The sequence below is a fragment of the Neisseria flavescens genome, assembly GCF_001618065.1.
GTDB classification, from domain to species: domain Bacteria; phylum Pseudomonadota; class Gammaproteobacteria; order Burkholderiales; family Neisseriaceae; genus Neisseria; species Neisseria flavescens_A.
Genome location: NZ_LAEI01000016.1, coordinates 18,663 through 27,527, shown reverse-complemented (window position 1 = coordinate 27,527; position 8,865 = coordinate 18,663). Strand labels below are relative to the sequence as shown.

General features: G+C 47.2%; 7 protein-coding genes and 2 tRNA genes. 7 read left to right on the top strand and 2 right to left on the bottom strand.

Going from position 1 to position 8,865, the window contains the following annotated elements:
- Window position 1: 1 nt before the first annotated feature.
- Entirely contained in the window at window positions 2–247 is a 246-nt protein-coding gene (locus TW89_RS12260; protein ID WP_432757672.1) for a hypothetical protein, read from the bottom strand.
- 111 nt (window positions 248–358) lie between these two features.
- Between TW89_RS12260 and TW89_RS03340 the strand changes: the two genes are divergently transcribed.
- Both TW89_RS03340 and TW89_RS03335 read left to right on the top strand, forming a co-directional pair.
- Window positions 359–1,060 carry a factor H binding protein domain-containing protein gene (locus tag TW89_RS03340; protein ID WP_432757671.1) on the top strand — a complete coding sequence of 234 codons (702 nt, stop codon included), beginning with the start codon at window positions 359–361 and terminating at the stop codon, window positions 1,058–1,060.
- Between the two features lie 121 nt (window positions 1,061–1,181).
- Window positions 1,182–2,603, top strand: coding sequence for a surface lipoprotein assembly modifier (locus tag TW89_RS03335; protein WP_128580546.1), 1,422 nt, complete (start codon window positions 1,182–1,184; stop codon window positions 2,601–2,603).
- Window positions 2,604–2,866: 263 nt separating this feature from the next.
- On the opposite strand, the gene tkt is transcribed toward TW89_RS03335, so the two are convergent.
- Window positions 2,867–4,846, bottom strand: a complete 1,980-nt coding sequence (gene tkt, locus TW89_RS03330) for a transketolase (RefSeq protein WP_128580545.1) — start codon at window positions 4,844–4,846, stop codon at window positions 2,867–2,869.
- Between the two features lie 443 nt (window positions 4,847–5,289).
- On the opposite strand from tkt, the gene ccoG reads away from it, so the two are divergent.
- From ccoG to TW89_RS03300, 5 genes are all read left to right on the top strand, one after another.
- Window positions 5,290–6,774, top strand: a complete 1,485-nt coding sequence (ccoG, locus tag TW89_RS03325; protein WP_128580544.1) for a cytochrome c oxidase accessory protein CcoG — start codon at window positions 5,290–5,292, stop codon at window positions 6,772–6,774.
- Window positions 6,775–6,777: 3 nt separating this feature from the next.
- Complete coding sequence (locus TW89_RS03320) at window positions 6,778–7,344, top strand: FixH family protein (RefSeq protein ID WP_128580543.1); 567 nt, start codon at window positions 6,778–6,780, stop codon at window positions 7,342–7,344.
- 676 nt (window positions 7,345–8,020) lie between these two features.
- Window positions 8,021–8,581: a CDP-diacylglycerol--glycerol-3-phosphate 3-phosphatidyltransferase gene (pgsA, locus tag TW89_RS03310; RefSeq protein WP_107792537.1), complete on the top strand. Its 561-nt coding sequence runs from the start codon at window positions 8,021–8,023 to the stop codon at window positions 8,579–8,581.
- 92 nt (window positions 8,582–8,673) lie between these two features.
- A tRNA-Gly gene (locus tag TW89_RS03305) sits at window positions 8,674–8,749 on the top strand.
- 34 nt (window positions 8,750–8,783) lie between these two features.
- Window positions 8,784–8,859 (top strand) — tRNA-Gly (locus TW89_RS03300).
- Window positions 8,860–8,865 lie beyond the last annotated feature (6 nt).

The following is an 8,865-nucleotide window of genomic DNA, read 5'->3' as shown; positions in this document are numbered from 1 at the left end:
CCTATCCCCCTGTCGTGCCTTGAGAGACGCCGACCACACCACGACTATAACATACTCCGCAACAATAACATACTCGCAACATAACATACTCGCAACAATACATACTCCGCAACATAGCAATACTTCCGGCAACAATAGCAATACCTCCGGCAACAATAGCAATACTTCCGGCAACAATAGCAATACTCCCGGCAACAATAGCAATACTCCCGGCAACAATAGCAATACTCCCGGCAACAATAGCAATACTCCCGGCAACAATAGCAATACTCCCGGCAACAATAGCAATACTCCCGGCAACAATAATTCTTCTGCCAACGCTACACCACGCGTTGATTTTTCAGTTTCATACGAAGGTATAAAAAATACCGCCAATAAAGATATCCGAGAACTTGCACAGAAGAAGGAAATTGATGGGACAGTTATTCTCAAATCTTATAAGGTAAATTTAGGAAACCAATCCAGCAGTGGTAATGATTTTAATTTATCCAGTATTCCACTTAAAACGTTAGTCAGCCAAAACTATCGGGAAACTGTCGTTGCACAGGCAGAAGGTCAGGACCATACCATTACTCGAAACGGTGTTGCCCATATTTACCGTCAAAACTATTCACTGATTGCAGGTATTACGCCCACCGGTTTAACACTTAATGGTGAATCAGAAAAGCTGGATGCTGACGATGACGATACCAATATCCTGATTAAAGGTTATACCACCCAAAACCTGCCTACTACGGGGAAATTCGACTATTCCGGTATTGCAAGTGATGGTGATAAGAAAGGAAAATTGGCTTATTCTGTTGACTTCGACAGCAGAAAAGGCAGTGGCAAAATTACAGGTCTTGACAGCGACATTCATCTGAATGAAGCAGAAATTAAAAAAATGAGCTACACCAATAAAGAAACTGACAGAACCATAATTAATGGACACGGCATCGAAGGCTCTTCCAACCGTGGTGGCAGCTACCGACTCGGCTTCTTCGGTCCGGATGCAGAAGAAATCGTTGGTACTGTCGATGATCGCAACAATGGTGAAATTGGCTTTGCCGGCTCCCGCTAATATTGATGTAATATAACCAAAAGGTCGTCTGAAAACGTTTCAGACGACCTTTTCGAGCATTTTCACCGCGTTATCCGTATAATAACCGGATACGCCTGCCATCCATATCCCACTGAATAAAATGAATAAAAACCATCTCGTCTTACTAATATTCTCCTTCACATCAGCCGCCCTTGCCGATACCCCCGTTGTCCATGTGCCTACGCCTGTATTTTTTGACAAACAACCCAACAGCGAAACACCCTCAAAAGATTTTACCGACGACAAACCCGCAGAACAGAAGCTTTCAGACAACCTTTCTGCCGATTCCTCATTGGAAGCACAGATCAACCGCGCATTAATCGGACGGGACTGGAAGATACTGGAAGGCTTGTTGGCGCAATATAAAGCCGCGTCCGACCGTGATGCCGTTTTATACGATTATGCTTTAGGCGCGTTGCGGCGTAGTCAGTTGCGGCATGGTGAGGCTGTATCGCTCTATCGCGGCATTTTGGCGAAACATCCCGATTTGGCGTATCCGCGTTTCGATTTGGGTGTCATGATGTTTGAAAACAAGCAGTATCGTGAGGCAATGGCAGAATTAAAACGGGCAAAACCGGATTTGCAGCCGCCCATACAGCAACTTGCCGACCGTTATCTTACCGCTATTGAATCGGCGCAAAGCTGGCAGCCTGATGTTTCACTGCAATACGAGCAAACCGATAATGTAAACAATGCTTCATCCGAGCGTGTTATAGAATGGAATGGCAGACGCTGGCATAAAACTGCTGACAGCCTGCCTCAAAAGGCGCACGGTATCCGCTACGGCGCAGGCGTAGCGCGCGAAATCAATGTGGGTGGGCATCATTTTATTTACGGCAGCCTTAGCGGCGACGGTGTGCATTATTGGGACAATCAGGATTTTAACGAGCAAAGCCTGCGCTTGTCGGCGGGCTATAAAAACCGTTCGGTGGTGCAATCCTTTGGAATTGTGCCGTTTGCCGAACAAAACTGGCTGGGCGGCAAACGCTATAATCGCGAAACCGGTATCAATACCGATTTTTCACGTCGTCTGAACGAAAAATGGCGGCTCTCGTTCAATGCAGGCTATATCAAAAAATACTATCAAAACAGCAACACGGCTGCGCGTTACAACAGCCATATGCCGCTAGTGGGAGCAACGCTGGCATACTCTGCGCCGAAAAACTGGCTGCTCTACGGCAGTGCAGACTGGTCGCACGACATGACCAAAGAAGCGGAGCAGGCATCCGTGCGCAAGGGCATACGCTTCGGTGCGGCGAAAGCGTTTGAGAACGGATTCGGCATCCGCACCAACCTGCGCTACGCTCGCCGTACCTTTGATGCACCAGGTAGCCTGGTGTACCGTCTAACCCGAAAAGACCGTGAATATCAGGCAAATGTATCTATTTGGCACAATAAAATTGCATGGAAAGGCTTGGTACCGCATTTGAATTTCCGTTATCTGAAAATCGACAGCAATATGAGCGGCTTCTATTCCCGTAAGAATATGCAGACATTTATCAGTGTGGAGAAACAGTTTTAATGTAACAGGGATGGGAACAAAACATGCCGTTTCAATCAGCCTTTTTCCCTACACAGGTGGAAGGACATCGGAAATTCTAAGAAACAAGTATTTGAAAACAGTTGCTAAATTAAAAGTGATTCCTCGCATACTTGGAAATGATGCTGATTAAAGTGTTTCTATTTGAATTACAACTCATCGTATTTGCAAATCCAAACGGTAAGACCTAGAAAAAAGCCGTCTGAAATTTCAGACGGCCTTTTTATTTCAATCAAAAATCTGATTTACAAAACGGATTTAATAGTGGCAACCACATTGTCTACGGTAAAGCCGAATTCTTTGAACAGCAAGTCAGCAGGTGCAGACTCGCCGAAGCGGTTGATACCGACCACTGCACCGTTCAAACCGACGTATTTATACCAACCGTCGGCATGTCCTGCTTCTACGGCTACGCGTGGCAAGCCTTCCGGCAGAACCGCGGCTTTATAGGCGGCATCTTGGCGGTCGAATACATTGGTAGACGGCATGGAAACAACACGTACTGCGATACCTTGTTCTGCCAATACTTTTTGCGCTTCTAAAGCTAATTCAACTTCAGAACCGGTAGCAATTACAACAGCTTGTGCATTGCCTTGAGCTTCACTGATTACGTAAGCACCGCGTTTAATATCGTTCAGCTGTTGCTCATCACGCGCTTGGAATTTCAGGTTTTGACGGCTGAAAATCAGGCTGGACGGATGATCGGCCGCTTTAACGGCTTCAGACCACGCTACCAAAGATTCAACGGTATCGCATGGACGCCATACATCCATATTTGGAATCAGGCGCAGAGTGGCGGTTTGCTCGATGGGTTGGTGGGTTGGGCCGTCTTCACCGAGGCCGATGGAGTCGTGGGTAAACACAAATACTGGGTTGATTTTCATCAGTGAAGCCATACGCAAGGCATTACGCTCGTATTCGCTGAACATCAGGAAAGTCGCGCCGAAGGGTTTCACACCACCATGCAGGGTAAGGCCATTCATCACCGCGCCCATACCGAATTCACGCACGCCGTAGTGAATATAGTTACCGCCGTGTTCGCGGGTAACGGAAACGCTGTTTGACCAGTCAGTCAGGTTGGATGGGGTCAAGTCGGCAGAACCGCCCACCAATTCAGGCAGCTCTTTTGCCAAGATTTCGATGCTGTTTTGGCTGGCTTTACGGGTGGCGATGGTTTCTGCTTTGGCGCACACTTCTTTCAATGCGGTTTGAACGTAAGCATCGAAGTTTTCAGGTAGTTTTTTATCCATGCGGCGCACGAATTCTGCGGCTTCTGCAGGATATTTGGCTTGATATTGAGCGAAGAGTTCGTTCCATCCGGCCTCAAGTTTCGCGCCTTTTTCTTTTGCATCCCATGCTGCATAGATTTCTTGAGGGATTTCAAACGCAGGATAAGCCCAACCCAAATGTTTGCGCGTGGCTTCGATCTCGTCCGCACCCAAAGGCGCACCGTGGGTTTTATGGCTGCCTTCTTTGTTGGCACTGCCTTTGCCGATTAAAGTTTTGCAGCAAATCAGGGAAGGTTTGCCGGTTTCGGCTTTGGCCGCTTCAATGGCCGTCTGAATGGCATCAGTGTCATGACCATTTACATTTGGAATCACATGCCAGCCGTAGCTTTCAAAACGTTGAGGGATGTTTTCGGTAAACCAACCGTCCACTTTACCGTCGATGGAAATATTGTTGTCATCATATAAAACAATCAGTTTGCCCAAGCCCAAAGTACCGGCAAGCGAGCAGGCTTCGTGCGATACGCCTTCCATCATACAGCCGTCGCCCATGAAGACGTAGGTGTGGTGGTCAACGATGTTCAAACCGTCTTTATTAAATTCGGCAGCCAAGATTTTTTCGGCCAAAGCCATGCCCACAGCATTAGCAATACCTTGTCCCAATGGGCCGGTTGTGGTTTCCACGCCGTCGGTGTAGCCATATTCAGGATGGCCGGGTGTTTTGCTGTGCAGTTGGCGGAAATTTTTCAGATCATCAATAGAAACGTTGTAGCCGGTCAGGTGCAACAGGCTGTAAAGAATCATGGAAGCATGACCATTGGAGAGGACAAAACGGTCGCGGTTGTAGAATTTCGGGTTGGCCGGATTATGATTGAGGAACTTCGTCCACAATACTTCCGCCATTTCCGCCATACCCATAGGCGCACCCGGGTGGCCAGAGTTGGCTTTTTGTACGGCATCGACTGAGAGGAAACGGATTGCGTTTGCCAGTTGAGACATGGTTTGACCTTCCTTGGACAAGATTGGAAATATGAAAAAAGTGTGCCGATTATCGCCTGAATCAGCCGTGCTTTCAAGGATAGCTTTTGATATTCGCTTTGTCAGACGGCCTGTTTCCACTCGGTTGCCCGAAACGGACAGGATAGATGATATTAACTGTTATTTCGTTTTGAAACAGTGCTTTATATATTTTTATCGTGTAAATAGCAAATCACTATAAGTTTGCACACAGGCCGAACCATAAACCTTTGAATACTGCCCTTTTCAGACGGCCCTACATCAAACGGCCGTAAGGAATCCATCGTTAAGACGAAGTCCCTCTTTTGCTTTGAATAGAGTCAAATGTTATGATTTGTATGCACGCGAAAGGCCGTCTGAAAATATTCACATCAAACTACTACCATGACAACAGGCTTGTGTGCACTTCATCAAGGAACACTGAAATGTCACCAGAAAACCAAGCTGAAAACACCTCACCCTCAACAGAAAAAACAGCAAAAGCCACTCCGCCCAAACCTTCCAAACCCAAATCCAGCGTGATTCAAATCCATCCTGAAGGCGAACGCATCCATCCTAAAAAGGCGGAAGGACGCTTTGCCAAACTGCGTATCGCCGCAGTATTGGCGACCCAGTTTGTATTTTACGTTATCCCATGGTTCAACTGGAGCGGCCGTCAGGCGGTTTTATTCAATATCCCTGACCGTCATTTCTTCATTTTCGGACTGTCGCTGGGTATGGGCGATTTGATTTATCTTGCCTTACTGCTGATGATTTGCGCATTCGGATTGTTTTGGTGGACAACCATTGCCGGTCGTTTGTGGTGTGGCTATTCATGCCCGCAAACGGTTTACACCGAAATTATGCTGTGGATTGACAACTTAGTCGAAGGCGATAGAAACAAACGACTAAAACTGGAAAAATCGCCTTGGAACTTTACTAAAATTCGCATTAAGGCCACCAAATACCTGCTGATTTTCCTTGTCTGCGCATGGACAGGTATCACTTTTGCAGGCTGGTTTGTCCCGATCCGCCAATTTGTTCCCGATTTATTCACCGGAGCAGCAGGCGGCGGCGCAATGTTTGCCGCAGCATTTTACGGATTCATGACTTTCTTCTTCGCCCACATCATGCGCGAAAAAGTGTGTCTGCATATGTGTCCGTATGCACGTTTCCAAAGTGCAATGTTTGACAAAGACACGCTGATTATTTCTTACGATACCGAACGCGGCGAACCGCGCGGCGCACGCAAGAAAACCGCCAACAAAGAAGACAGCGGTTTGGGCGACTGCATCAACTGCACCATGTGCGTGCAAGTCTGCCCTGTCGGTATCGACATCCGAGACGGTTTGCAATACCAATGTATCGGCTGCGCGGCATGTATCGATGCCTGTGACGAAATCATGGACAAAATGGGCTACGAGCGCGGCTTGATCCGTTACACGACCGAAGGCGCGTTGGAACACGAATACCCTGAAAGCGATATTAAAAAACGCTTGAAACGTCCGCGTGTAGCCGGTTATGGCGCAGTACTCCTGGTGGTCATCATCGCCTTCCTGGTCGGCATTTCCACCCGAAAAATGGTCGAAGTCGATATCCTGAAAGACCGTGGCGTCATGGTTCGCGAAAACAGCCAAGGCTGGTTGGAAAATGCCTATAACCTGCGCATTATCAACAATAGTGAAAACGAACAACTGATGACCGCAACCGTCAAAGGCTTTGACGAAATCGCACTGACCGGTCTGCCTGAAAACGGTATTAAAATTGCGCCGCGGGAAACCGTTACCATCCCGGTACAGGTATCTACCATTCCCGAATACGCCGACAAAGGCAGCCATCCGATTGAATTTACCTTTATCTATCACGAGACCGGCTCTGCCGACTCCAAACCGACTACTTTAGAAGAAAAAGCAACCTTTATCGGAGAATAAACGGTGTCCCCACAACCCAAAATCAAACCTTGGTACAAACATATTTGGCCCTGGGTGCTGATGGCCGGCCCCATCTTCGTCGTTATCGCCAGCGTTTCCATGTTCTTCGTCGCAAAAGAACACACGACAGACTTGGTGTCTGACGATTACTACAAAGACGGCAAACACATCGAAATCCAACTTCACCGCGATGAAGAAGCCGTTAAACGGCAAATTCAGGTGCAGGTTTTAATCAGTCCGGATATGAATGCCGCCAAAGTATTCGCCAGCGGACAATTCGATACCAAACAGCCATTAAACCTATTGTTGATGCACCCAACGCGCAAAGCCGATGACCAAACCGTCAAGCTGCGCGCCGTAACAGCCGAACCACAAAACGGCCGCATGGAATACGAAGCCGTCTTTAAACCTTTACGCCCAACCAATCATTGGTACTTACGCGTTGAAGATGCCTCAGGCGTATGGCGTGTTGAAAACAAATGGATAGTCAGCCAAGGCAATGCAGTCAACCTGACCCCCATGGACAAATTGTTCGACAACGGAAAACAAGCTGCTTCAACAGAACAATAAATCCCGACCCAGGCCGTCTGAAACCTTTCAGACGGCCTGAAATCTTCATACCCTCTTATATTCCCTTCCAAATATGATTTTTTCCGATTGGCGCAGACTGACCGAAAATGAAGTCCGTATGGCAAAACAAGTTTTTGCGGACAGCATAAACTTCCACCGCATCAAAATATATCGCGGCATTCCACTTCTACCCAACGCCAATACCGCCATTGCGCCCAATGGAAACATATACTTTCCGCGTAAACACTGCCCCGAAGATTTCACTCAAACCGGCATAGCCTACAAAATTTGGCTGATTCATGAGCTGACACATGTCTGGCAACACCAGCGCGGTCACAAAGTTTGGCTTTCCGGCCTATTCATCATGCTCAAAGGCGGATACAGAAAGCGCAAAGCTTACGCCTACCCCATCCCCTTACCCCACATCAACCAATTAAATATCGAACAGCAGGCAGACCTTATTGCCCACTATTTCGCAGCTACTTTTCTACCCCAAAACATTTACACCCCGCAACAGCCTATTTTTCAGACGGCCTTAGCAGATTTTCTTCACAATCCACACGACAAAAATCTATGCCCAAGATACTTGTCGGCAAAAAAACAACACTTCAAAAAGCAGAGTGAACAAATAAGCTATAATGAACAACCCGACACATCATCCAAAAGATCCCAAACCATGCCTTGGAATATACCTATTTTACTTACCTGGATGCGCGTCCTATTAATCCCCGTGTTCACCATCCTATTCTATTTACCGAACACATGGATTCAACTACAAACCGTCAACTGGACAGCCGCCATCATCTTTGCACTTGCCGCTATTACAGACTGGTTTGACGGCTTTTTAGCACGCCGCTGGAAACAAACTTCTGACTTTGGCGCATTCCTTGATCCTGTTGCCGACAAACTCATGGTCGCAGTTGCCCTGCTCCTGCTCGTCAGCCTTGGCAGAACATACGCCATCTTCGCCATGATTATTATCGGCCGGGAAATTACCATTTCCGCCCTGCGCGAATGGATGGCACAAATGGGCAAACGCGGCAGCGTTGCAGTGGCCACTATCGGCAAATTCAAAACTACTGCCCAAATGATCGCCATCTTCCTTTTGCTTATCGGTACGGACAAATATAACGACCCTTTCTATCTCATTGGTAACATATTGATGTTTATAGCATCTGTATTGACCATCTGGTCAATGTGCTACTACCTGAAAATGGCATGGAAAGAATTCAAATAAATTTTTTAAAAAAAAAAACAAAACACTTGACGCACGCGATTAAATCCATAATAATTGCGTCTTCTTCGATATACGAAGCAACAAATATCAGAGCGGGAATAGCTCAGTTGGTAGAGCGCAACCTTGCCAAGGTTGAGGTCGCGAGTTCGAGACTCGTTTCCCGCTCCATTCTGATTACTTGTTGATTGTTCTTTTCGAATATGCGGGAATAGCTCAGTTGGTAGAGCGCAACCTTGCCAAGGTTGAGGTCGCGAGTTCGAGACTCGTTTCCCGCTCCAGTTTCA

Coding starts and splice junctions, on each gene's coding strand:
- TW89_RS03335 (WP_128580546.1), top strand. CDS start 1,182: ATGAATAAAAACCATCTCGTCTTACTAATATTCTCCTTCACATCAGCC.
- tkt (WP_128580545.1), bottom strand. CDS start 4,846: ATGTCTCAACTGGCAAACGCAATCCGTTTCCTCTCAGTCGATGCCGTA.
- ccoG (WP_128580544.1), top strand. CDS start 5,290: ATGTCACCAGAAAACCAAGCTGAAAACACCTCACCCTCAACAGAAAAA.
- pgsA (WP_107792537.1), top strand. CDS start 8,021: ATGCCTTGGAATATACCTATTTTACTTACCTGGATGCGCGTCCTATTA.